Raw genomic sequence first — 22,419 nt, 5'->3', positions numbered from 1 at the left:
CGTTCCTTGACGGCATTAACCGTGACATTGAATAATGTCATGGTAAAGTGAACGTTTGTTCGGATTCAACTCGGATTTCACAATGCCCAGAAAGCCCCAGCAAGCCCGCTCAAGGCAGACCTACGACGCCATTATTCAGGCGGCCTACATTGCAATTGCAAAAAATGGTTCTGAATCAACCACTACCCGACAAATTGCGGAAATCGCAGGCATTGGCGTGGGTTCGCTGTATGAGTATTTTGAGAACAAGCAAGCCATTCTGGACGCGCTGATTGAGCACTTTGCCCAGGCCATTGCAGCCCATGTAAAGGCACTTACCCCGTCCCTCGTTCGGATTCCACTCACCGATGCGGTGTATGAATTGACCCTGAAATTTGCAGAATTCCTGAAGGCCAACGACGAGCAATACCTGAAATGCGCCCGGTCGCTGATGCTGCATGACAACCACACCCTGCTCAGCCCGGTGTACCGCGCACTTGGCGAATTGTTTACGAAACACGCCATTGCCCACCCTGAACAGTTGCAACTGAAAAACCTGCCCACCGTGGCCTACATTTTTATCAACAGTGGCGTGTATTCAATGACACGGTATTTAAGCCACCCCAACCCCGCATTCAGTTTTGAAGAGTTGGCCCAGGTGCTGGCCAACATGGCTGGGCATTATGTGGCGATGGAATTAAAGGCGGATTGAGGAAACGGCAATGACAGCCTAATTGCCACGTGCCTGTTCAACACGATGACGACGGAATGCCTCTGGAGACAGCCCTGTCCAGCTTTTGAATGCCCTTGAAAAGTTGCCAGAATTCAAATAGCCCAGCCTGGCTGCAATTTGTTGCACCTTGAGATTCGAACTTTCAAGCAGGCAGACCGCGTCTTTGCGCTGGGCCAGTTCAAGCAATTCCCGGTAGCTGGTGCCACACAGCAGCAAGCGACGCCGAAAGGTCCGCACAGACACATTCAAGTGCCGTGCGATGGTTTGCTGATCGGGGTAGCCGCCCGCTCCGAGAGTGAGCGCTTGCTGCACGCGAGTCATGAAATCCTTGGGGTCACCCGCCAGCATCGCCAATTCACGTTCACAACGCAGCACAGCGGCGGCCAGCATGTCGGGATTGGACATCGGAAGGCGCACCTCCATCCACTCCACCGGAATGGTGTACTGCCAGTTGGGCATGTTGAAGCGAAGGGGTGGAAGCACCTCTGCAAACCGCTTTACATAGTCACGCTCTGGCCCCTTCAAGTTGACTTGCCCGGGCAGCGCTTGGCTTCCTGTCAACATTTGCAAAGCGCGAACAATCATGGCCAACAGGCATTCAAAATACACTTGCTCGACGGGTGCAGGCAATTGCAGGGGCGTGGTCAAGGTAATCGTGGCCTGCCGTGGATGAACCTCGGCCACCAGGCTAATCGCCTTTTCCTGCAAATTCCAGAAGCGATGCAACAGGTCAAAAACCTCGCAGAGGGAACCGGCGCACATGACGGCAAAACCCAAATCACCGTGGCTGGTCAAAGGCAGTGCAAGACCGATTTCAAACCCCAGGCCATGATCCCCGGTCTGACTGAGAATTTGTTGCACAACATTCATGTGGACCAGCGGCAATACACGGGCCGCTGGATCATCCAGCAAGGCAAGGTCCAGGCCTGCGTGGCAGGCCACATGTTCGATGTTCAGACCTCTTGAACGCGCCACATTCAACACGGTTTTGGCGTAAGTCGCCGGAATGACAGGCTTGAAAAACCAGGTGGCCAGGTCGTGCCCTTGAGCAGCAAGCTCGTTCATGCAGGCTGACGACCGGAAAGAAACCGGAATACCAAACTGCTGAGCACGCGGCCAGGTATCAGTCTGCCCAAGGGCACCAACTGATTGACACCCGGCAGCGCCAATGCCTTTTCATCCCGCATGGCGCGAAGTGCACAGGCTGCAACGGGCGTCACCGGCGTGGCCAGTTTGGACGCCAGGAAGCTCACGGAATTGCGATTCTGACTGCCAGAATTCAGACCCATTTTTTCAATGATGGGGGTGCGGGTAATACCCGGACAAAACGCGCCAACGTGAATGTTGTGGGTGCGCAATTCAAGCGCCAACGCATGCGTGAACGCCAACACATAATGCTTGCTCGCGCTGTAGGCCGCCAGGTTAGGCACGGGCGCAAATGACGCGATGGAGGCCACATTCAGGATATGGCCCGCCACGCGCCGATTCACCATGTGTCGGGCCATCTCGCTGGCCATTTCGCTCATCACCTGAATGTTCAGGGTCAGCATGTTGCTGACTGCCTTGGGGTCCAATTCAATATGAGGTCCAAACAAGGCAGTGCCTGCATTGTTAAACAGGGCTTCAATGGTGATGTGATGCTCATCCAGATAGGCCAGCAGCTGCTTCACCGCCCCTTGGGCAGTGAGATCCATCGCAAGGCATTGAAGTCGATGCGTGTCATAGTCAAGGCTGTCGGCCAATTGATCCAGTTCGTGCTGATGCAGACTGACTGCAAACACGTTGGCACCATGGGTGTGTAACTGTCGGGCAATTTCACGACCAATCCCGCTGCCTGCACCGGTGACGAGCACTCGACGGTTTTTCCAGAACCTGTTTTTGTGATGATCGGGCATGACTGCTCCTGAGAGAATTTGGACTATCCACACTGTACCGCAAGCAGATTTTCAGATCGGTGCTTAAAAGGCCATTGAATTGTCATTTTCGGCCACCGTGTCCACTGCGGCACGTTCCACTTGCCATTTGGCATTCGGGCAAAAACACCCTCTAGGCCGCATCAAGACTGGATTATCAAGGCATTGACCGAGCTCTACAAAGCCCTATTTCCTGGCGAATCACGATTCGTCGCCACCGCATCACCATGTTCAATGCAGCACTGTCTGCCTAAGCTCTGGGCTTTTCAACGGAGGAAAAGCCATGACCCAAAACTACATTCGCCTGAACAAGGATGACGCTGCTGTTCTGCTGGTTGACCATCAAACCGGTCTGCTTTCACTGGTTCGCGACATCGATCCGGACAAGTTCAAAAACAACGTTCTGGCTTTGGCCGATTGCGCGAAGTACTTCAATTTGCCGACGGTTTTGACCACCAGTTTCGAAAATGGCCCCAATGGCCCCCTGGTGCCAGAACTCAAAGCGATATTTCCGGATTCACCCTTCATTGCCCGACCCGGTCAGATCAACGCCTGGGACAATGAGGATTTTGTAGCAGCGGTCAAAGCCACGGGGAAAAAGCAACTGATCGTGGCCGGCGTGGTGACCGAAGTGTGTGTTTCTTTTCCTGTCTTGTCAGCCTTGCAAGAGGGCTTCGAGGTGTTTGTCATCACCGATGCATCGGGCACATTCAATGCATTGACCCGAGATGCCGCCTGGCAACGCATGGCTGCCGCGGGCGCACAGCTGATGACCTGGTTTGGCGCTGCCTGTGAACTGCACCGCGACTGGAGAAACGACGTTGAGGGTCTGGGCACGCTGTTCTCCAATCACATTCCTGATTACCGGAATCTGATTCACAGTTTTCAAACCCTGACGAACAACAAGGCTTGATGCACACGGTGGATTAATCGGAATAATCCACCAGTTGCATCACCGCCTTGCCACCCTTGATGATGTCCATGTTCAGGGGTTCATCCCGTTCAAGACGCACCAGGCCCACGCCGGGTGCGTACCATTCGCGCTGGTTGATCAGCACTTCCTGATAGCCCGAGGCCGGGTTGGCGTAGATGGTGATCTTGCCTTCACCCTCAATGCGTATGCAATGCGTGAAGTGACCCGCCGGGGTGTCTATGGTGTCATCCAGCGCCGCCACCTGATAAGTCATGTCAAAGGGCTTCACACTGCCATTGGCCTCGGCAAACGTGCCTTGCCATTGAATCAGCATGGGTTGGGTCTCCATCGCCCAGCTGTAACCGATGCGCAGGTTTTTCCCCATGGGCATGACCAGCCTCGGCTTGGCATCCGCCACGGGGTCAAACTGAACCACCACCCGTTTGGCCACCCTGTACACGCCCTCGGGTTTGACGCTGAGGTAATAATCGGTGCCACTGCTGGTGCGCCTTACATAGGCTGTTTCAGACGCACCCTTGGCATCCGTATAATCGGCTTTGCCCAAGGTGCGAATTTGCATCACTTCTTGCGTCTTTCCATCGGGGCGCTCGTAGCGCATCACGTAACTCCAGGTGCGCCCCTTTTCAAGCGGAAAGTAAGTGCTCTTGGAGCCACAGCCACTCAACAGCGTCATCACGCCCAGCCCGATTGCCATCCATCGCCGAATCATCATCATTTCTCCGGCAGTTGTGGATCAGGCAGATTGCTGAACTCCAGGTCCAGCCCTGCGCTTTTGTCGCCAATGCGCGTGTAATCGCGAACATTCAGGCGGTTTTTGGTCTCTCCGCCCGTGATACGCCCCATCTGCAACTGGCCATTGCCGATTTTTCGCATGGCCGACTCCAGCTTGGCATGCAGGTCAGTGCTGTAAGGCAGCTCATAAGCACGGGGTTGCTCGCTGGGTTTGGCTTTGCTGATTTCACTGGCCCACACGTACAGGTGGCCTTTGGTGCCCTTTTTCTGATTGGGCTCATCGATGACCGCATAGTGCAGCAAAAAATGGGTGGGCATGGCCACAGGCGAAGGCCAGCCCTGCACCCCCTGCCAGGTTTGATAGGTGTACCAGTTCATGCCCATGGCCAGCACCACCAGCAGGGCCTTGATCATCCATTTCAAATTGCCGCGTATCAGCACAATCAGCAAAAGTAACACCACGAACACGTAGGCCAGGGTCAGGCCGATCAGTACCTCTGTCATTTTTCTTGTGCCTTTACGAGAGATTTTTGAAGTTGATTGATGTCAACGACCTTGCCATCGCCATCGATGGTGAACCGAAAGGCCGTCAACTCGTCTTTTTCATGCTGCAGCACAAATTCGCCGTAATACAGCACTTGCAGTTTGGGGTTGACGTCAGCCAGGTACACCTTCACGGGCACGGGCTTGTGGTCTTCGCTTTTGAAGTAATTCAGGTTGACGATGTACTCGCCGGGGGTTCTGCCACGCACAGTCAGCACCTCCTGGTTCAGGGGGTTCGAGATGACCTGCCCGTTGACGAGCTGCGTGTCATTGGCCATGCCCCTGTCGTCGCGGTCAATGTTCATCAAGCCATCTTGCGGGTGCATGTACCACACCAGTGTGTCGCCCGGCCCAGCCCCCCAGACGTCCACGTCATCCGGGTTGTTGTCTGGCCAGCTGACCGTGATCAGCAATTCTGCTTTCGGGTCGATGATGCCGCTTTTGGCGGGTGGGTTCAGCAAAAACAGCGAAATCAAAAACAAAAAAGTGAAGGTCAACAGCGTGTTGAAGATCAGGTCAGTGAATGGATCAATGTCCAGGTCACTGTTGTGCTTGAAAAGCGCCATGCAGCTTCAGCCTTTTGCCTGATTGAACACATGTGCAAACCGCACGGCGCGGGCCACCAGTCCATCGGCAAAGCGATCCAGCAAAATGTATTGCAGGCCCAGCAAAATGCTGCCCACCAAGCCCACCAGTGTGGTGTACATGGCCACCCCCATGCCGCCGGTGGTTTGAGCCATAACCCCTTGGATGTCTTTCACATCCAGCGTAGAAATGCCTTGCAGAGTGGCCAACATCATCACAAACCCAACCACCGTGCCCAGCAAGCCCAGCTTGATCATGAGGCCTGCCAAAAACCAGCCGATCTGATGATTGCCGCGGGCCTCTTCAGCCATCACCTCGGCCAGCAACTGGCCTTCACTGGCCTTGGCCATGGGGTCATGGTGACTGAGGTAGTCCCAGCAGATGGACTGGCCAGGCTCGAATTGCACTCGGCGAGGGTTGCGTTGAATCTCGTCCAGATACTCAGCCTGCCGAGACAGATACAGACTGCGCCAGCCCGCCAGCAGGGTGCCCCCAACAAAACAGAAAGCGATGAATGCGCAAATGCGCGTGTTGTCCAGAATGAAGATCTTCAACAACAAACCTTGATCCCACACGATGGCGGCGGCAAGCGCCGTGGCGCTGGCAATCAACAACCAATACAGAAAAATGGTGTACTTGTGTGGGTTCAACGTCAGGCTCCGGGTACGGCGTGTTTCAAATTGACACAACAGGCGTCCGCTGACGCCTGTATTCCGTGTTCATCTGGCTGTCAAAGCAATCCGTGTTCCAGCCTAGTCCACCGCGATTTTTACACCCACCCAGAATGATCGCGGAGCACCCGGGCCGTAGAACGTGGAATTCACCGTATTTGCCCCCAGGTAAGTGCCATTGGGGTCAAAACCTGTGGCGCCCAGAAGTCCGCTGGTTGAATAATGACGGTCGAACAGATTGGTCACTTTGGCCCACAACTCCACGTTCTTGTGGACATCGTAATTGGCATTCAAGTTGAAAATCGCATAACCGGGCACCTCACCCGAACCCAGAAAATTCACACCGTCGGCCTGATGCTGGTTGTTTTCGTTGCCGCGTGCGTAACTCCGCCCGATCGCAATCATGTCCAGCCCTGTGCGAAACACACTGTTGACCTTCCAGCTGGTGTTCAGCTTGAAGACGTGGCGAGGCACCAGTGGTATGTGGTTGCCGGGGTTGACCGTGATGTTGCCGTTGGCGTCTTGAGTGCTGTTGGCGCCACCGGTCAAGGTGTCCGAACTTTGATAAGTGGCGTCCAGAAAGGTGTAATTTGCCTTCCAGGCCAACTGTGAATACGATTTGTCCAACCCAAGCTCAAGACCCTGCCGGCGGGTTTGCCCAAAATTCTTGAAGTAGCCTTGACCCTGCGTGGTGGGCGAGGCGACAAACAGCAAATCGTCGTAATTGTCAGCGCGAAACACATTGGCTGACCAGTGAAAGCCGCCAGGGGTTTGCCCACGCACACCCAGCTCTTTGGTTTTGGTGACCACCTGCTTCAAAGGCGGATCACCGCCCAGCGAGTTGGGTAATGTGCACGGATTGTTGGAGTCGGCACAACCCAATTCAATCACCGAAGGGGCACGGCTTCCCTCGTTGTAACCGGCGTACCAGTTCAGCGTGTTGGAAGGCTTGTACGACACCCCCACGGCCGGATTGAAGCGGCTGAAGTTGTGGTCGCCATCCAGTGAGCCTGGCCCCCCACCCGGATTCAGCAGATCGCTGGTGCTGACGTGTGTGCGGTTGAATCGCCCGCTGCCGGTCAAGTACCACTGTTTGCTCAAGGTCAACGTGTCTGTGGCATACAGGCTGTAGGTTCGCATGCTGCCGGTCAGGCCGACCTGGTTGGCGGGGTTGAAGGCCGGCACGCTGGTCACGCTTCGGTCCGCGTTCAGGTAGGCCAACTGTGAAGTTTGGCCAAAGCGCACGGTGCTGGTGTCCACGGCCACACCGTAGGTGACCACATTGGGCAATGTCCAAACCGCCTGATTGGAGGACAATTGCAGGCTGGCCCCCGTGTTGTCTTGGTCGGTGTTGGTTCGGTTGATCAAGGCGCTGCAGTTGGCTGTGCTGGGGTTGGTCATGCAATCTACCGGCGTGGGTACCCCCGTGGGGTCGCCCAAGTCACCGTTGTAGGTGTTGGTTTTGATCTTTCGGTAATACAGGTTGCCTTCCAACGACCAGTAATCATTCAAAAAATGCGTACCCGCCAGGTTCACAAACACCGCCCTGTTGTTGGTGATGTCGGGCGTGGTGTACACACTGGCATAGTCACGCTGCATCAGTCGGTATTCCTGCAAGGCGTTGCCCGACAGCGAATTGTCGGCCAATGACAAGGTCAAACTCATGTCGGTGGAATCGTTGGCCCAACCCAGTTTGCCAAACAACTGCTTGATGTCGCTGGGCGAATAGGGGCGCCAACCGTTGTCGCCCTCCTGGTTGGCCGTCAAATACCAGTTCAAACCACGGGTGTTGTCACTGCCACCATGTTCGAATTCCAGACCCCAGGCGCTGCGATTGCCACCTGTCAATTCAATGCTGGTGCCGGGTGCACTTCGGCCGTCCTTGGTGCGTATGGACACCGCACCTCCCAATGTGTTTAACCCATACACCGGGTTGGAACCGGGCACCAGCGTAATGCTTTCCAGCGCGGCTTTGGGTATGAGATCAAAACTGACCACATCGCCAAACGGCTGGTTCAGACGCACACCGTCCATGTAAACCGACAAACCCTGCGGCGTGCCCAATAAAGGCGAGGCAGTAAAACCCCGGTAATTCAGATCAGGCTGATAGGCGTTGTTTTGAATGTCATTGATGTAAACACTGCCCAGCTTGTCATTGAGAATGTCAGTGACCGAGCTGGCGTTGGTGTTTTCAATGGCCTTTGAATTCAGTGTTTGCACTGGCGCTGGCACACTGTCTTTGGCAACACCCAGACCTGGCAAAGGGGTGGAACTGATCACGGTGATGTCGCCCAGTTGACCGTCGGCCGAATGTGCCAGTGGAATACCGCAAAGCAGCGCGGCTGTGGCTGCAGTTGCACATTTCAATCGTGGGTTTTTGGTGGTTCTGATTATCATGTAGCCTCAAATGCCTGTTTATTCTTGTAGTCGTGTTTAAAGACTAAATAAACCCGGTGTTTTTCAACAGGGAAGTTTTCCTGAAAAGCACCCCACTCGGAGAAAAGCGCCATGCGCTTGAATCATTTGCTGCTGAAGCGGCTTTTTGTCTGGCTTGGGCTCTGGCTGCTGTTGTGCATGGCTGTACTGAAAGCCACCGGGCAAAACGACGTCACCAGCGAATACCAAAACTCGCTCAAGCTGGTTCAGCAGGTGCAAGATTCTCTGCTGCAAAACCCGGCTCAGACGCCCGAAAGCCTGAATGCAATGGCAAGCTCGCTGGCGCGTGCAAAATCGGGGGCTGAACACCTTGAAGCGCGCGATGACTTTGTGCTGACCATCGGCATGTTGCTGTTGATGGGACTTGGCAGTGGGGTGGTGGTCTGGCTGTCGTTAAAACCCATGCTGGACAAACCTCTCAAGGCCACCTTGCAGTGGCTGAAAAGTTACGATCAAGAAAATAGCCACGCCAAACCACCCCCACCGCCTGTGCTCAGCGAATTGAACCAGCTGCAGGCCGGCATTGAACGGCTGATTGCCACCTTGCAGACCGAACAGCAACACAGCAAGTCGCTGTACCAGCGCGTGGTGAAAGTGCAAGAGCAAGAACGTCAAACGATTGCCCAAGACCTGCACGACCACTTGGGCCAAATGCTGACGTCGATTGCGGTCAACGCCGCCTTTTTGACTAAAACCACCGAAGGCAATGCACGCGACGCAGCCCTCGCCATTCAACAGCAATCGCAAGACATGATGAGCTGGCTGCGCAGTTCTCTGCGAGAGCTCAAACCTCTGCTGGTCATGGACGTTTCTCTTCGGGATGCCACCATAGACCTGGTTGAAACCTGGGCAAAGCGCAAAGGCTGGTTTGTCGATTTCGCATGGCAGGACAACACCCCATCACTGGCCAAAGACACCGCTGTGATCTTGTTTCGCGTGTTGCAAGAAGCCTTGACCAATGCGGCCCGGCACAGCCAGGCCAAACACGTCAAGATACTGGCTGGGGCTGAATCAACAGGCAAAACACTGATACTGATTGTTGAAAATGACGGCGTTGCCGATGATCAAAGGCCGGTGTTGCCCTCTTTGGGCCTCTGTGGCATCACAGAAAGACTCAACGGATTGGGTGGCCAGGCGCACTGGCGTCGGCAGGATGGACGCTTTGCGTTAGAATGCCACTGCCCCTTGATTCCTGAAAACCTCGCCAATGCTACAGTGCAAGATCCTGCTGGTTGACGACCACGCCGCTGTGCGTGCTGGTTACAGGCGCTTTATCGAAATGGAGAAACACCTGCTGGTTGCAGGTGAAGCCAGCAACGCCAACGACGCCTGGGCTTTGCTTGAGCAGGAAAAAATTGATCTGGCTGTTGTCGACATCAGCATGCCCGGGCAAAGCGGTTTTGAACTGATTAAGCGCCTGCGCCTGAAGCACCCTACTCTGAAAATTGTGGTGCTCAGCATGCACGACACGCCGGTGATCGCCAGCAAAGCCATTGAGCAAGGGGCCAATGGCTATGTCACCAAAAGCAGCCCGCCCGAGGAATTGATTCAGGTCATTCAGCGTGTATTGGGCAATCAGGTGGCCTCGTCCAGCGACATTGAAAATGCGCAGGTCAACGTGGAGGTGCTGACCGCCCGGGAGATGGACATCGTGCGCAGCCTGACAGCGGGCGCAACCATCGAGCAGACCGCCATCTCGCTTGGCATTAGCACAAAAACAGTCAGCAACAACTTGTCGCAGATCCGGCAAAAGCTGAATCTGCAAACCGATTTTGAATTGGCCTTCTGGGCCTGGAACAAAGGCTTGAACCCAAGACCGCTGTCCACATAAACAAGGCATTGACTTGAATTTTCTGACCAGACACATCAACCGCCAGGAACTCAGCATTGTTTGGGCTTCCCTGTTCATCATGGTGACAGGCAACTTCAGCTTTTTCGGCAGAGTGTTTGACATTTACCCCTTGTCGCTCGCCAATACGCCATTTCTGGCCTCGGTGTTTGTGCTGTTTTTTGCAGCCACCCTGTTTGTTCTGAACCTGATCGTCTTCTCCAGAGCGGGCAAATGGGTTCTGGCTTTTGTTCTGTTTGCCAGTGCAGCAGCAGCCTATTTCATGGACACCTACGGTGCCATGATTGACGCAGACATGCTGACCAACATGCTGCAAACCAACGCCTCGGAAACACTCGACCTGCTGAGCTGGCCGTTGGTTTTGCGACTGGCATTTCTGGGCATTTTACCCGCTTGGCTGATGGTTCGTTACAGCAAACCCAATCGGGGTTTCTGGGTGGGCGCACGCTCCAAGGCATGGCTTGCACTGCTGTCGCTAATTTTGATGGCCTGTGCGATTGCACCACTGACCAGCCACTACGCCACGTTTTTCAGGGCACACAAAAGCGTTCGCTTTTATGCCAACCCAACGTTTTACATCTACTCCGTCATTAAGCTGGGGCGAGAGATCGTCAAAGACAATTCGCCCATGCCTTTGGCGGCCACTGCAACAGACAGCAAAATAGTCAGCCAAGGGGGGCCACACAAGCTGACCATTTTGGTGGTCGGCGAAACCGCACGCGCAGATCATTTTTCCTTGAATGGATACCCGCGCAACACCAACCCTGAACTTGAAAAAATTGGGGTACTCAGCCTGAAAAACATGTGGTCTTGCGGCACGGCAACGGCAGTCTCGGTGCCCTGCATGTTTTCTGACCTGCACCAGGGTGACTTTGACATTGGCGAAGCCAAAAACCGCGAAAACGCTCTGGATGTGCTCAAGCGCCTGGGCGTACAGGTGCTTTGGCGCGACAACAATTCCGACTCCAAGGCGGTTGCCTTGCGCATTGAGTTTCAGGATTATAAAAAATCGCCACCCAACACCCACTGTGATTCCGAATGTCGCGACGTGGGCATGCTGGTAGGGCTTCAGGACTACATCAACAAACACGCCAACAAAGACATCCTGATTGTGTTGCACCAAATGGGCAATCACGGTCCGGCTTACTACAAGCGTTACCCCAAACAATTCGAGAAATTCACGCCAGTGTGCAAAACGAATGAGCTTGCACAATGTAGCCAGGCGCAAATCATCAACGCCTACGACAACGCCATTTTGTACACCGACCACTTTCTGGCCAAGGTCATTGACCTGCTAAAAGCCAACGACGACAAGTACGCCACCACCATGGCCTACCTCAGCGACCATGGCGAATCACTGGGAGAAAACGGCTTGTACCTGCATGGAGCCCCTTACGCCTTTGCACCCGATGCACAAAAGCACGTGCCCGCCGTCTTGTGGTTCGGCAAGAACAATCGCTACAGCATTGATCAGTTCAAGCGATTTGAAGACAAGCGTTTCAGCCAGGACGATCTGTTTTGTGCGCTGCTAATGGGTTTCGACGTTGAAACCAGCGAATGCAAGGTCGATCAACTGGGTACAGAACGTTAACCGCCGCCCCTTTGCGTGTGGCGGTCAAACTCAAACACAAACCGGCGCGCCTCGTCATCCGGCACCGATTGTTCACACTCCAGACGAACTTCAAGCCTTTTGAGCCGAACCAATGCGATCACCCGATCAGGCAAGGGTGACCAGGCGATGCGCGCATGACCTCCATTCAGCTTGAATGACCAAACAGCGGCTTCACGCCCTGCCGGTTCAAACAGGGTTTCCATTACACCCAGCCAGCGCAACAACTCCCGTTCCGTGCAGGCCATGTCACGCAGGCTGATGCATTTGAATGCAGAGTCAGGCATCGACACTCAACCTCCAGCGATTGGCGGCCAAATGGCCAGCACATCATCAGCCACCAACACCCGCCCTGCCCGATCCGCAGGGCCCACGTAGACCCCATTGACCAGTACCAGGTGCGTCAGCTTTTCTGGCAGATTGAACTGTTCGATGACAGATTGAACGCTGCTGCCCTCATTGACTGTCAGCCGAACCGCGTTGTCTTTGCGATTCGGCGGCAGATAGTCAGTCAGTGTTGCAAAGAGTTTGAAGGTAATTTCCATGTGCTTTGTGACTGTGCGCAAGCCAGATAGGCTTCCATTAATCGGGTTGGGTCTTCGAGCAGAATGTCTTTCCACTCGCCCAGCCTGATTTTGCCCTGAATCAGGCCACGCAATACGCCCACGTGGTCGGTCAGGCCCAAGCTTGTCGCACCGATCAGCACATCTCCTTCAAATTCGAGTCGCAAGTAATTGAACGATTCCTTGCGAACCAGCTCAACGCTCTGGCCCGTGTCAGAACCCCACCATTGACCAAAAGACGCCGCAATCAAGCCAAGCGTGTCCAGCACGTTCATGGCCAGGCTGCCTTGAGTCTCGGTCCCCAGGCCCATCATGTTCTGAGCGGCAATGCGCGCGTCATCTGCGGCAGCCGGTTGAATCATGTTGACCGTTTTCTGGCCAGTGGAAAAGTCGCGCACTTGCGCCACATCACCCGCGGCAAACACATCGGGCACATTGGTCTGCATGTGATCGTCGACCAGCAAGCCCTGATCCACTTCCAGGCCTGAACCTTCCAGAAAATCCAGATTCGGCTTCACACCCGTGGCTGAAATGATCAAATCACACTCCAGCGTTTCACCATTGCTGAGCTTGGCCAGCAAAGGGGCACCGGAAGATTGCCCACCACCCATGCCCAGTGCCGCACCGATTTTGCCCATCAAACCAGCGGGCTTGCCGCCCTGCTCAATGGCTTCAACCTTGGTGGAACAATGCACGTTCACACCCTTGGCAATGCACCAGTCGCGAATCATGCTGCCCGCGCCTTCCGTCATCATGCGGGGCACCATGCGGTTGCCCATTTCGACCACCGTCAGCTTCACGCCCCGCAAGGCCAATGCTTCCATAATGATGCAGCCGATAAAACCCGCACCCATTTGCAGAACGCGCGAACCTGGCTTGGCCAACTCGATGATTTGACGCGCGTTTTCAAGCGTCCAGCAGGGGTACACGCCCGGCAAATTCACACCTGGGATGGGTGGCGAAATGGGCCGAGCACCCGTTGCAATCAACAACTTGTCGTAAGGCAACTGCTGCCCATTGTCCAGGTGAACCACCTTGCCTTTGGTGTCAAGACGGGTGGCCCTGGCCTGCACTTCCAGAATATTCTGTCGCTTGAAATGGTCGGGGTCTTTGCGCAGATAGGTGCCTTTTTCACCCACCTTGCCGATCAACAGGTAAGGAATGGCCATGCGGGAATACGGGGGCTCAGGTTCGGCCCCCACCATCACGATTGAATCGTGGGGTCGCTGCTTTCTGATTTGCTCCGCAGCGACCACACCCGCCGGCCCGTTACCTAAAATAACGTGCCGCGTTGTCATAGGCCCAATTTCTCCAGGGTTTCCTTGCGTGGTCGGCCTTCAGCATCCCAGCCGCGCAACTCATAATACTCAGGCAGCATCTTTTCAACACCACTGACCAAGCCCTTGGCGGGTCCTACCTTGGCTGCGTCTTTTTTCAGACGCGCAGGCAAGTCATCGTCGGCTTTCGTGAAGCCGGCATTGAGGTTGAACTGACGCTCCAGGTTCCAGATCCGCTCGCCAATCACACCCAGGTTGTCCATGTCGAACTCGTCACCACAAGCGGCTGCAACCTGTGGCTGTACATCCGCCAAGGTCCAGGCAAAACTGGTGAACACACAAATACCGGCAGAGTCAAACACCGCAGTGGCGTCCTGGAAGGCCTTCACCAACTCGGGCTTGCCATCGGTGGTCAAAGGATCTGTCTTCACGGGAATACCCAGCACCTCGGAGGCCACCGTGTAGCCGCGCAGGTGGCAGGCGCCCCGGTTGGAGGTGGCATACGCCAAACCCATGCCCTGAATGCCGCGTGAATCGTAAGCCGGAAATTCCTGGCCCTTCACGCTCATGGACAGCTCTGGATGACCATATTTGGCCGTCAATCGCTTGGAACCCAAGCCAACGTCTTTGCCAAAACCTTCGCCATTGCACGTCCATTCAGCCAGTTTGGTCAATGCCTCGGCAGAACCGAAGGGTGCCTTCACACCGATTTGCTGCTCGGTCAACACACCCATTTCGTACAACTCCATGACTGCAGACACCGTAGCCCCGAAGGAGATTGGGTCGATGCCGTGTTCATTGCACAGGAAGTTGACATAGGTCAGCGCCTCAAGGTCACTGACGCCATTGGAAGATCCCAACGCCCATGCGGCTTCATATTCAAGTCCGCCAGACGCACCCCAGTATTGGGGTTTGTTTTCCACGGTGAAGTGCGTTTCGTCGATCTTTGAAATGCGGCCACACGCGATGGTGCATCCAAAGCACGCCTGATTGGTCACCAAATTGGCTTTGCCATCGGTCGGACGCTTCTCGTGCATCTTTTCGCCAGAAATGTCCTTCGCGCCATCAAACTGCACCTCGCGGTGGTTGTTGGTGGGCATTGCACCCATCTCGTTGATCACGTTCATCAACACCTGGGTGCCATAGGTTGGCAAGCCCTGTCCTGTCACTGCGTTTTCGGCCAGAATTTTCTTCTTCTCAAAGGTAACCTTCATGAACTCTTTGGGATTGTGGATATTGCCCACACCCTTGGTGCCACGCACGGCAATCGCCTTCAGGTTTTTGGAGCCCATGACGGCACCCACGCCAGAACGTCCTGCAGCCCGGTGCAAATCGTTCACGATGGCTGCGTAAAGCACCTGGTTTTCACCGGCGCGACCAATCGATGTCACACGGATCAAAGGGTCTTGATGACGGGTCTTCAGCGCAGGCTCGGTTTCCCAAACACTCTTGCCCCACAGATCTGATGCATCCAACAGCTTGGGCACATCATTTTCAATGTACAGGTACACAGGCTTGGGCGACTTGCCCTCCAGAATGACCATGTCCCAACCGGCCATTTTCAATTCTGCACCCCAGTAACCACCCGAATTTGAACAGGCAATTGCACCCGTCAATGGGCCCTTGGTGATCACAGAATAACGGCCACCGGTGGAGGCCATGGTGCCAGTCAAGGGCCCTGTGGCAAACATCAACTTGTTTTCAGGCGACAGTGGGTCCACCTTCGCGTCCACTTCTTCCACAAAATACTTGGTGGCCAGGCCACGTTGACCCAAATAATTCCGGGCCCATTCCATCTTCAAATCTTCACTTTTGCAGGTGCCTTCCGTCAGGTTGACCCGCAGCAATTTTCCGGTCCATGCCATGTTGCTTCTCCCAATTCTGTTCGTGTGGTCAGGCGTGTGTCTGGTTACTCAGCTTTTCAGCCCACTGCTTCATCTTGTCCAAACCTGTCCAGTTGGCGTCTACAAAAGTAATCGCGCCGGTTGGGCAGGCCTCGGCACAGGCGGGCTCACCGCCGCACAGGTCACACTTCTGAACCTTGCCGGTTTCCTGCACGTAGTTGACCGTGCCAAAGGGGCAGGCAATCGTACAAACCTTGCAACCCACACAAGTGTCTTCCGACACCACCTTCACACCACTGAGCTTGTCCATGGTGATCGCCTCAACCGGACAGGCGTGCAGACACCAAGCCTCGTCACACTGCGTGCAGGTGTAGGGCACTTTCTTGCCCGTGTGGTGAAAATCGAAAACCTTGATCCGCGACAACGAGGTGTTGAACACCTGATAGTTCTCGTAGCTACATGCCATTTCGCATTGCAGGCAGCCCGTGCACTTGTCTGGATTGATTTGAAGAGATTTTTGCATCCCGATACCTCATCCTTTTTAAGTTGTCAGTTTTTCTTGTTCAAACTGCTTCAAGAGGCTCTATGCAATAACCCTGCCAACTAAAAGACCCATCAACTGCTCCATTCGGCAACTGTTTGCATAACTTCCGGTTTTCGACATGGATGGTGTGACGCAACTGTTCCAAAATGACACAGGTGTTGCAAGGCGAACATCGTTGCCTCCAGCCCAGGCTGTCTTGCCCTCCTCCGCGCACCGCCCAGTCTGTCTTGCCCTTGAATTGTCCATAGAACTTTTAATTGCCTCTGGCCTGGGTGCTTGTTCCAAGCGCACCGCCCAGTCTGTCTCGCCCTTGAATTGCCCATTCAACTTGTAATTGCCTCTGGCCTTGGAAGCCCGAGCGACAACTCGCCCCGGTAAAGCCGGGGCTCAGACATGTCGCAGGTCGGGCATATTCCAAGGCTGCGAGTCAACACAAGTGGGGCAATTCTTGAATCGGGCTTCGACAGACCGGGCAGTGCGCTTGGGGCAGACCGAGGCTTCGGTCAAAGTTAGTGAACAGTGTAGCGAGGGTAAAGCTGAGCAAGTCAGCAGGTCAGCAGGTCAGCAGGTCAGCAGGTCAGCAGGTCGGTCTGGATCGCTTCGTCGAGGTTCCGCAATGTCAGGCTTTGCGGGTGGGTGTGTCACGCAGCGCGATTCAGGGTTGCCCGGCTGGTCAGGGCCTGCAGCTTTGGAATAGGCCCGACCTGCGACATGTTTGAGTGGCTTGCAAAGCCACGAGTTGTCGCTCGGGCTTCCAAAGCCAGGGTTCTGATCAGCGTTTTTTCGGGCAAGCCAAGCGCAAGTGACATGCACGCCTGTAATAGCCGACTAAGCAACTCAACCCAAGCCGATCAATGCGCCACCACACCCCAGGGCCGCTGCCCAACAGGCACGGGCGGCAAGGCCTTGCCCTTCTCCAGATCAACCACCGACACTTCGTCAGACCGCCCAGAAGCCACCAACAGGTATTTGCCATTGTCGGCAATCGACATGTTCCACGGGCGCTTGCCCACCGGGAAGGTGTTGACCACGGCCAGTTTGGCCACGTCGATCTGCATCACGTTGGCGTCACCGCCATTGCTGACGTACACATACTTGCCATCGGGGCTGACCACAATGCCATTGGCCCGAAGACCAGCCGGTATGCGCTTCACCACTTCCATGCTGGCCACGTCGATCACATAAACCGAGTTGTCCATTTCACAACCGATGAAGGCCAGCTTGCCATCAGGCGTGAAACCGATACCACGGGGCCGTTTGCCCACTTCAACCGATTTCACTTCTTTGCCGGTTTTCACATCCAGTATGTCCACGCGATGGTCTTCTTCAGCGCTGGCGTAAATCCATTTGCCATCGGGAGAGAATTCTGCGTGTTCTGGGTTCTCACCTTCGGTCTTGATGGTGGCCACCACTTTGCCCGTGTGCGTGTTCACCACCAAAACGCTGTTCAAGCGCTCCACAGCAGCCGCAATCAGGCTGCCATCCTTGTTGATACCCAAACCCTCGGGAGATTCACCCAAGGGAATTTCCTTGGTGATCTTGTGTTTGGCAGTGTCAATTACCAGCAATCGACCTTTGGTCTGCTCTGACACATACACGGTTTTTCCGTCGTTCGAAATCACGATGCCACGGGGCTTGCCTTCCACCGCAATGGTGCCGGCCACTGACATGGTTTTGCCATCGATGACACTGATCGAGCTTGAACCTTCGTTGGACGCATACGCCTCAAAGGCGTTTGCAGATCCAATCAGGGCGAGTTGTGCAACAAACAGGGCAAGTGTCGTTTTACGGATGGTCATAGGTCACTCCATAGTTGGCGAATATTTTTTGGAGTTCACCACTCTGTTGAAGTTCATCCATGGCCTTTCTGAGCTCAATCGCCAATTGCTGGTTGGTGGCCTTTACCGCCAAACCAGACACCCAACCCTTCGGCGGAAGTGCCGGGAAGCTGAGCTTCGAAATCACAAAGTCTCCAGCATTGGGCTGCTTGAACAAAGCCGATTCAATTTCGGGCTTGGTGGCCATCACGGCGGACACTTCGCCTTTCAACAAACCTTCCATGGCCATGCGGGCCGTCTTGTAATTGTGCAGGTTTTCAACGTACTTGCCGTGATCCGCCCCCGCCAACACAAGTCCGCCAATCGAATTCATTTCGGCGCCCACTTTGTGTTCAGCAAAGGGTGAAAAGTCGTCCAGGGCCGGTATGTCCTTTTTATTGCGAACGACATAAATGTCTTCATGTACGTAGGGGGCAAAAAACAGCACCTTGTCTTCCTGCTTCATCAGCAAGGGGTCAATGGGCACGTGCATCATGACATCACCCGGGCCGTATCCCATGTAATGCCCCTTCCAGACCATGTTGCGCAAATCATCGCTCATGGTTTCGTCGGCGGGAAATGGCAGGAACTTTACCTTCAAGCCCAGCTTGTCCGCCAGCGCGGTTGCAATGTCGGCGTCAATGCCCTGGCCCTTGTCTGAGAAGGGCACGAGGTCGTTGTACAAGGCCACTTTGAGCACACCGTCGTGCTTGACCTTTTCCCATCCATGCAGTTCCTGGGCTTGGGCGGCCACGCAAAGGGCCCCACCCAACAACACACCCATTCCCAACTTCTGAATCCACTTGATTGCTTCTGACTTCATTGCTCCAGGTCTCCGGTCTTTTTTATGGATCTACACGTGCCATGCGTTCTACTTACTCGTCGTACTTGCGAGTTTCAATGTAGGAACGGATCGCCCAAATGGCTTCTTGACTGAACACAGCTGCAAACGAGGGCATGTAAACACGTCCGTCCACCACCTTGCCGCCCAACACGGAATTTCTGAAGTACACGTCCATGTCCCCGATGCATTGCGCCTTTTTCTTCGGGTTGGCCAGTCCTTCACAATCCATGTTGAGCTTGCGCAGGTCAGGTGCAATACCGCCGCTAATCACTTCCAGGCCATGGCAACGCGCACAGTTCTGATTGTAGGCTGAAGCGCCAATCCGAATTGCCTCCTTGTTGCCTTCGAAGGGGTTCTTGTCGAGCATGGTGTCGCCCAGCTTGGGCAAGGTGGAGACATCAACGGCTTGGGGAGTGACATCACCGTGTGAATAGACCAGGCCGGTCACTGTGAGCAAAAGGGAAAAGAGGGCCAATTTACGAACTAACATCCACAACTCCTGTGTTTGAGAATAAAAATTTTGTAATTGTTCACAACGCAATCCCCGTGCCAACGGCAGCCCCGTCTGCGCCAAAGCCAGCTGCAAATCCACCAGAAAACAGTCAATTGCGATTGGATAAGGACTGGAAAAGAGAATGTCATTGTGCTAATTTGATTGTCACAGTGTCCCATTTTGGTACAACCCGTTACCCGATGGCACAGCTTTTGCATAGTGGGGCAGGCTGTCAAAAATTAGATGCAGGTTGCAAAGACAACCATACAAACACAAGCAACAAGAGGAGACACGGATGTCCTTCCTACCTGACCAAGGTAACGCCGTAAGTACGCCCAATTCCAAGGTGATCGAGCTGATCGATCCCAACACCGAAGGGCACCTCGAATTCATACGCAGAGCCCACAAGCGATGCGCAGAGTCCGGGCTGGAAAGCTCCAGCAAAGTCAACTTTGAACCCGCAGCCCGAGACGTCTTGCAAGAGCTGGTCGCAAAAAACAATCAGCTGAGAAGCTGCGCCCTGCCCTTCATGGAAACACTTTACGAGCAGGTGGTCAGCACGCACAGCATGGTGCTACTGACCGACGCCAGCGGCACCATCATTGAATCGTTGGGTGACGACGACTTCTTGGAAAAGGCACAAAAGGTGGCCCTGGCCAAGGGCATGACCTGGAGCGAAGAAAGCAAAGGCACCAATGCCATCGGCACGGCCTTGATTGAAGAACTGCCGACCGTGGTTCATGGCCAGGATCACTTTCTGGACGTCAATCGATTTTTGACGTGCTCGGCTGCACCGATATTCGACCCCACTGGCGTTCCCTTGGGCGTGCTTGATGTCACGGGCGATTATCGCAGCTACCACCGCCACACCATGGGTTTGGTCCGCATGTCGGCCCAGATGATCGAAAACCATTTGTTCAATTCGTCATTCCAAGACTCGATCATTGTCCAATTTCACCAGCGAGGCGAATTTTTGGGCTCAGTGGTCGAAGGGGCAGCCGCATTCTCGCCCTCTGGCAAGTTTCTGGCGGCCAACCGTGCAGCCATGGTTCAGTTTGGCATGTCGGTCAATGCCTTGCGTGCCCACACTTTCAGCTCGCTGTTTGGCATGCCGATTTCGGCGCTGATCGACCACTACCGCACCTGCAACCCCGAGCCACTGATTCTGTGTTTGCACAATGGAAACCACGTCACTGCGCGCGCCAGTTTGGGCAGCGTGGGCCGCAGTCAGTTCTTTGGTTCTGCCGGGCTGGCCAAATCCAATGACATACTGAACGGAAACATGGTTGGGGGCATTGCAGGCCGCACATCCAGCGAACAGTCCCAACAAGCGCTTTACAAAAACCGTTATCTGTCCAGTCTGAAATACCTGAACACCGGCGACCCCACCGTGGCCAAGGTCATCGACAAACTGGGCAAAGTGATCGGCAAAGACATTCCGATCCTGATTCTGGGTGAAACTGGCACCGGCAAGGAAATTCTGGCTCAGGCCATCCACAACGACTCGCCTCGGCGCGACAAGCCATTTGTGGCGGTAAACTGCGCATCCATTCCAGAAACGCTGATTGAATCTGAGCTGTTTGGCTATGAAGACGGCGCCTTTACGGGTGCCAAAAAGAAAGGATCGCAGGGCAAAATTCTTCAAGCCAATGGCGGCACCCTGTTTCTGGACGAAATTGGCGACATGCCCATATCGTTGCAGGCCCGCCTGCTGCGCGTTCTTCAAGAACGGGTGGTCACACCACTGGGCAGCCAGAAATCCATTCCGGTCAATTTGATTGTGATTTGCGCCACCCACCGCAATTTGCGAGACTTGATCGACGCCGGCCAGTTCCGCGAAGACCTTTACTACCGGCTGCATGGCCTGGCAGTCAAGTTGCCCGCTCTTCGAGACCGCAAGGACATCAAGCGGATCATCGCCCGCATTCTCGAAAACGAATCCCCCCACATGCCCATGGATCTCGCCCCGGATGTGACCAACGCATTTGTGGCACATTCCTGGCCCGGCAACATTCGTCAACTGACCAACATTCTGCGCACTGCTGTGGTCATGGCTGACGGCAACCCCACCATTGAGTGGGAACATCTGCCAGACGACTTCCACGACGAGTGGATCAGCTTGCGCAGCAAGCGGTCCAAGCCCAACGCTGCAATGGAATCACCGATTGAACATCCGCAAGATGACGCATTGCATGAGCCTCATCTAAGTGGGCATGCTGAGCCAGCACGCCATTCAGCATCAACCGGCCATACCCCGCAAATCAGACGTCCGGTGTTCAGCGTCAAACCCTGCCTGTCTGGCCACCCGGCTCCTCAAAAGCAAACGGCCCAACCCGTGCAGCGTTTTCAGTTTCAGACCACGCGCCACTTTCAAGGCGCCAATGCAGAGCCAGTCAAGCAGCATGCCGCAGAAGAGCCGTTTTTCAATGCGCAGCCTGCGGGCACCTCCTCTCGGTCAGACCTCGACCAAACTTTCTCCCGATTCCGGGAGGAACGCTTCAACAACCGGTTTGGAGGCGAATCGTCCCCCTACGACCAGAAAGCCATGGAGGCCCGATCACAGGGTTACCTCGGCGCAAAGGCGATGCAGGTCAGCAGCGTGATGGATCTCGGCAATCTGGATGACATTGAGACCCGAGCAATTCAGGACGCGCTCGAAAAGTGCCATGGCAACGTGAGTGCGGCTGCACGCCTGCTGGGTATTTCACGCAACACCATCTACCGAAGACTCAAAGAAAAGCAGCAGGCCTGACCCTGCAGGCTCGCCCCTTGTAAGCCACCGCAATCGCGGTGGCTTTTTTGTTGTGCCCCCTGAAGCAACACCTGCACTACGCCTGCATTCCTGTTGTCACATCACTGTCACACTTCTGCTCCACATGGCGACAAAACTGTCACAAATTGGGCTGTCACGGCAACAGTCGCTCCATGAAACAGCTTGCCATTCAATTTTTATAATTTTTGTAAAAATCATTTTAAATCAATAATTTAAGTCATGGCACAGGATTTGCCCTTGCCCTCTCAAGTCAGGAAATCAGTGTTCCTCTGACGAGACC

At 54.7% G+C, this 22,419-nt stretch carries 22 protein-coding genes; 7 read left to right on the top strand and 15 right to left on the bottom strand.

Translation table 11 applies throughout. From position 1 onward, the window contains the following. Positions 1-82: 82 nt before the first annotated feature. A complete protein-coding gene (locus QQJ87_RS13755; protein WP_284282438.1) occupies positions 83-691 on the top strand; it encodes a TetR/AcrR family transcriptional regulator in 609 nt (202 codons plus the stop codon). Positions 692-709: 18 nt separating this feature from the next. On the opposite strand, the gene QQJ87_RS13750 is transcribed toward QQJ87_RS13755, so the two are convergent. Together QQJ87_RS13750 and QQJ87_RS13745 are read right to left on the bottom strand one after the other, a co-directional pair. Next, the gene (locus QQJ87_RS13750) at positions 710-1,777 is read right to left on the bottom strand and encodes an AraC family transcriptional regulator (protein ID WP_284282436.1); all 1,068 of its coding nucleotides are present in this window, start codon (positions 1,775-1,777) and stop codon (positions 710-712) included. After that, entirely contained in the window at positions 1,774-2,607 is an 834-nt protein-coding gene (locus QQJ87_RS13745) for an SDR family NAD(P)-dependent oxidoreductase (protein WP_284282435.1), read from the bottom strand. The genes QQJ87_RS13750 and QQJ87_RS13745 overlap by 4 nt, the downstream gene beginning before the upstream one ends. A 301-nt stretch (positions 2,608-2,908) precedes the next feature. Here QQJ87_RS13745 and ycaC point away from each other — a divergent pair, with 301 nt between their 5' ends. Then, positions 2,909-3,538: an isochorismate family cysteine hydrolase YcaC gene (gene ycaC / locus QQJ87_RS13740; RefSeq protein ID WP_284282433.1), complete on the top strand. Its 630-nt coding sequence runs from the start codon at positions 2,909-2,911 to the stop codon at positions 3,536-3,538. Between the two features lie 13 nt (positions 3,539-3,551). Here the strand turns inward: ycaC and QQJ87_RS13735 are convergent, their stop codons facing one another. The 5 genes from QQJ87_RS13735 to QQJ87_RS13715 form a co-directional block, all read right to left on the bottom strand. Further along, the gene (locus QQJ87_RS13735; RefSeq protein WP_284282432.1) at positions 3,552-4,274 is read right to left on the bottom strand and encodes a hypothetical protein; all 723 of its coding nucleotides are present in this window, start codon (positions 4,272-4,274) and stop codon (positions 3,552-3,554) included. Beyond that, positions 4,271-4,795: a hypothetical protein gene (locus QQJ87_RS13730; protein ID WP_284282431.1), complete on the bottom strand. Its 525-nt coding sequence runs from the start codon at positions 4,793-4,795 to the stop codon at positions 4,271-4,273. The genes QQJ87_RS13735 and QQJ87_RS13730 overlap by 4 nt, the downstream gene beginning before the upstream one ends. Next, positions 4,792-5,400: a hypothetical protein gene (locus tag QQJ87_RS13725; protein WP_284282430.1), complete on the bottom strand. Its 609-nt coding sequence runs from the start codon at positions 5,398-5,400 to the stop codon at positions 4,792-4,794. Before QQJ87_RS13725 ends, QQJ87_RS13730 begins: the two co-directional genes overlap by 4 nt. Before the next feature lie 6 nt (positions 5,401-5,406). Further along, positions 5,407-6,069 (bottom strand): MotA/TolQ/ExbB proton channel family protein, encoded by a 663-nt coding sequence (locus QQJ87_RS13720; protein ID WP_284282429.1) that lies wholly within the window; start codon positions 6,067-6,069, stop codon positions 5,407-5,409. A 102-nt stretch (positions 6,070-6,171) separates the two neighbouring features. Next, complete coding sequence (locus QQJ87_RS13715; RefSeq protein WP_284282428.1) at positions 6,172-8,487, bottom strand: TonB-dependent receptor; 2,316 nt, start codon at positions 8,485-8,487, stop codon at positions 6,172-6,174. 111 nt (positions 8,488-8,598) lie between these two features. On the opposite strand from QQJ87_RS13715, the gene QQJ87_RS13710 reads away from it, so the two are divergent. From QQJ87_RS13710 to QQJ87_RS13700, 3 genes are read left to right on the top strand one after another with little or no spacing between them, the layout of a single operon-like run. Continuing rightward, the gene (locus QQJ87_RS13710) at positions 8,599-9,762 is read left to right on the top strand and encodes a sensor histidine kinase (RefSeq protein WP_284282427.1); all 1,164 of its coding nucleotides are present in this window, start codon (positions 8,599-8,601) and stop codon (positions 9,760-9,762) included. Continuing rightward, positions 9,734-10,357: a response regulator transcription factor gene (locus QQJ87_RS13705; RefSeq protein WP_284282426.1), complete on the top strand. Its 624-nt coding sequence runs from the start codon at positions 9,734-9,736 to the stop codon at positions 10,355-10,357. The genes QQJ87_RS13710 and QQJ87_RS13705 overlap by 29 nt, the downstream gene beginning before the upstream one ends. 13 nt (positions 10,358-10,370) lie before the next feature. After that, positions 10,371-11,966: a phosphoethanolamine transferase gene (locus QQJ87_RS13700; RefSeq protein ID WP_284282425.1), complete on the top strand. Its 1,596-nt coding sequence runs from the start codon at positions 10,371-10,373 to the stop codon at positions 11,964-11,966. On the opposite strand, the gene QQJ87_RS13695 is transcribed toward QQJ87_RS13700, so the two are convergent. The 5 genes from QQJ87_RS13695 to QQJ87_RS13675 are packed head-to-tail and all read right to left on the bottom strand — an operon-like array spanning position 11,963 to position 16,191. Next, positions 11,963-12,271, bottom strand: a complete 309-nt coding sequence (locus QQJ87_RS13695) for a hypothetical protein (protein WP_284282423.1) — start codon at positions 12,269-12,271, stop codon at positions 11,963-11,965. The genes QQJ87_RS13700 and QQJ87_RS13695 overlap by 4 nt on opposite strands. Before the next feature lie 6 nt (positions 12,272-12,277). Then, positions 12,278-12,529, bottom strand: coding sequence for a sulfur carrier protein ThiS (gene thiS, locus QQJ87_RS13690; RefSeq protein WP_284282422.1), 252 nt, complete (start codon positions 12,527-12,529; stop codon positions 12,278-12,280). Continuing rightward, positions 12,496-13,845, bottom strand: coding sequence for an NAD(P)/FAD-dependent oxidoreductase (locus tag QQJ87_RS13685; RefSeq protein ID WP_284282421.1), 1,350 nt, complete (start codon positions 13,843-13,845; stop codon positions 12,496-12,498). Before QQJ87_RS13685 ends, thiS begins: the two co-directional genes overlap by 34 nt. Then, complete coding sequence (locus QQJ87_RS13680; protein WP_284282420.1) at positions 13,842-15,689, bottom strand: aldehyde ferredoxin oxidoreductase family protein; 1,848 nt, start codon at positions 15,687-15,689, stop codon at positions 13,842-13,844. Before QQJ87_RS13680 ends, QQJ87_RS13685 begins: the two co-directional genes overlap by 4 nt. Before the next feature lie 28 nt (positions 15,690-15,717). Beyond that, positions 15,718-16,191: a 4Fe-4S dicluster domain-containing protein gene (locus QQJ87_RS13675; RefSeq protein ID WP_284282419.1), complete on the bottom strand. Its 474-nt coding sequence runs from the start codon at positions 16,189-16,191 to the stop codon at positions 15,718-15,720. A gap of 533 nt (positions 16,192-16,724) precedes the next feature. Between QQJ87_RS13675 and QQJ87_RS13670 the strand changes: the two genes are divergently transcribed. Next, positions 16,725-16,931: a hypothetical protein gene (locus QQJ87_RS13670; RefSeq protein ID WP_284282418.1), complete on the top strand. Its 207-nt coding sequence runs from the start codon at positions 16,725-16,727 to the stop codon at positions 16,929-16,931. Positions 16,932-17,063: 132 nt separating this feature from the next. Here the strand turns inward: QQJ87_RS13670 and QQJ87_RS13665 are convergent, their stop codons facing one another. From QQJ87_RS13665 to pedF, 3 genes are read right to left on the bottom strand one after another with little or no spacing between them, the layout of a single operon-like run. Beyond that, positions 17,064-18,011, bottom strand: coding sequence for a beta-propeller fold lactonase family protein (locus QQJ87_RS13665; protein WP_284282417.1), 948 nt, complete (start codon positions 18,009-18,011; stop codon positions 17,064-17,066). Beyond that, positions 17,998-18,852 carry a substrate-binding periplasmic protein gene (locus QQJ87_RS13660; protein WP_284282416.1) on the bottom strand — a complete coding sequence of 285 codons (855 nt, stop codon included), beginning with the start codon at positions 18,850-18,852 and terminating at the stop codon, positions 17,998-18,000. Before QQJ87_RS13660 ends, QQJ87_RS13665 begins: the two co-directional genes overlap by 14 nt. Before the next feature lie 52 nt (positions 18,853-18,904). Further along, positions 18,905-19,363, bottom strand: a complete 459-nt coding sequence (pedF, locus tag QQJ87_RS13655) for a cytochrome c-550 PedF (protein WP_284282415.1) — start codon at positions 19,361-19,363, stop codon at positions 18,905-18,907. A 298-nt stretch (positions 19,364-19,661) separates the two neighbouring features. Here pedF and QQJ87_RS13650 point away from each other — a divergent pair, with 298 nt between their 5' ends. Continuing rightward, positions 19,662-22,118, top strand: coding sequence for a sigma-54-dependent Fis family transcriptional regulator (locus tag QQJ87_RS13650; protein WP_348534584.1), 2,457 nt, complete (start codon positions 19,662-19,664; stop codon positions 22,116-22,118). The last annotated feature ends 301 nt before the right edge of the window (positions 22,119-22,419 follow it).

The organism is Limnobacter litoralis, assembly GCF_030160455.1.
Lineage (GTDB): Bacteria > Pseudomonadota > Gammaproteobacteria > Burkholderiales > Burkholderiaceae_B > Limnobacter > Limnobacter litoralis.
This window is presented reverse-complemented; position numbering and strand designations above follow the sequence as displayed.

Excerpts from the sequence above, each read along its gene's own strand:
- QQJ87_RS13755 (WP_284282438.1), top strand. The coding sequence starts at position 83 with ATGCCCAGAAAGCCCCAGCAAGCCCGCTCAAGGCAGACCTACGACGCC.
- QQJ87_RS13725 (WP_284282430.1), bottom strand. The coding sequence starts at position 5,400 with ATGGCGCTTTTCAAGCACAACAGTGACCTGGACATTGATCCATTCACT.
- QQJ87_RS13745 (WP_284282435.1), bottom strand. The coding sequence starts at position 2,607 with ATGCCCGATCATCACAAAAACAGGTTCTGGAAAAACCGTCGAGTGCTC.
- QQJ87_RS13650 (WP_348534584.1), top strand. The coding sequence starts at position 19,662 with ATGTCCTTCCTACCTGACCAAGGTAACGCCGTAAGTACGCCCAATTCC.
- thiS (WP_284282422.1), bottom strand. The coding sequence starts at position 12,529 with ATGGAAATTACCTTCAAACTCTTTGCAACACTGACTGACTATCTGCCG.
- QQJ87_RS13695 (WP_284282423.1), bottom strand. The coding sequence starts at position 12,271 with ATGCCTGACTCTGCATTCAAATGCATCAGCCTGCGTGACATGGCCTGC.
- QQJ87_RS13685 (WP_284282421.1), bottom strand. The coding sequence starts at position 13,845 with ATGACAACGCGGCACGTTATTTTAGGTAACGGGCCGGCGGGTGTGGTC.
- QQJ87_RS13705 (WP_284282426.1), top strand. The coding sequence starts at position 9,734 with ATGCTACAGTGCAAGATCCTGCTGGTTGACGACCACGCCGCTGTGCGT.
- QQJ87_RS13715 (WP_284282428.1), bottom strand. The coding sequence starts at position 8,487 with ATGATAATCAGAACCACCAAAAACCCACGATTGAAATGTGCAACTGCA.
- QQJ87_RS13735 (WP_284282432.1), bottom strand. The coding sequence starts at position 4,274 with ATGATGATGATTCGGCGATGGATGGCAATCGGGCTGGGCGTGATGACG.
- pedF (WP_284282415.1), bottom strand. The coding sequence starts at position 19,363 with ATGTTAGTTCGTAAATTGGCCCTCTTTTCCCTTTTGCTCACAGTGACC.
- QQJ87_RS13660 (WP_284282416.1), bottom strand. The coding sequence starts at position 18,852 with ATGAAGTCAGAAGCAATCAAGTGGATTCAGAAGTTGGGAATGGGTGTG.
- QQJ87_RS13675 (WP_284282419.1), bottom strand. The coding sequence starts at position 16,191 with ATGCAAAAATCTCTTCAAATCAATCCAGACAAGTGCACGGGCTGCCTG.
- QQJ87_RS13665 (WP_284282417.1), bottom strand. The coding sequence starts at position 18,011 with ATGACCATCCGTAAAACGACACTTGCCCTGTTTGTTGCACAACTCGCC.
- QQJ87_RS13730 (WP_284282431.1), bottom strand. The coding sequence starts at position 4,795 with ATGACAGAGGTACTGATCGGCCTGACCCTGGCCTACGTGTTCGTGGTG.
- QQJ87_RS13680 (WP_284282420.1), bottom strand. The coding sequence starts at position 15,689 with ATGGCATGGACCGGAAAATTGCTGCGGGTCAACCTGACGGAAGGCACC.
- QQJ87_RS13750 (WP_284282436.1), bottom strand. The coding sequence starts at position 1,777 with ATGAACGAGCTTGCTGCTCAAGGGCACGACCTGGCCACCTGGTTTTTC.
- ycaC (WP_284282433.1), top strand. The coding sequence starts at position 2,909 with ATGACCCAAAACTACATTCGCCTGAACAAGGATGACGCTGCTGTTCTG.
- QQJ87_RS13710 (WP_284282427.1), top strand. The coding sequence starts at position 8,599 with ATGCGCTTGAATCATTTGCTGCTGAAGCGGCTTTTTGTCTGGCTTGGG.